General features: G+C 58.2%; 1 tRNA gene. It reads left to right on the top strand.

What is annotated here, in order from left to right:
- Positions 1 to 53 precede the first annotated feature (53 nt).
- A tRNA-Ala gene (locus tag EXE44_RS18450) sits at positions 54 to 125 on the top strand.
- Positions 126 to 388: the final 263 nt, after the last annotated feature.

The raw sequence follows: 388 nt of genomic DNA, 5'->3' as shown, positions 1-388 counted from the left end.
AGAACGACCACGGCTCACACAACACGCGAGACAACCTTCCCTTCGGGGAAGGTGGGCTCATAGCTCAGCGGTAGAGTGCCTCCCTTGCAAGGAGGATGCCCTGGGTTCGAATCCCAGTGAGTCCATGTCCGTCCGAAGCGAATCCGTCCCCTTAAGTGGGAGACGCGACTCGGTTCGGACACGACGACCGATGCACCATCCCGGGAAACCGCGGATGGGAAGGGTTCGACGAACGCCCCGTCACACCCGGGGCGATTCAATGACGACCGTGTATACGTGCGATCCAGACGTCCACTGAACTCATCCGAGTTCGTGGAACGTCAGTGAACCATATACAGTCGGGTGACATTACGTCACTTGACACCGTCAGCAACTCTCCTTCGAGAGT

Origin of the sequence: Halorubrum sp. SS7, from assembly GCF_005435055.1 — an archaeon.
In the GTDB taxonomy this organism is placed as follows: Archaea; Halobacteriota; Halobacteria; order Halobacteriales; family Haloferacaceae; genus Halorubrum; species Halorubrum salinarum.
The sequence above is the reverse complement of the archived record's forward strand: the minus strand, read 5'-3'. Positions and strand labels throughout refer to the sequence as shown.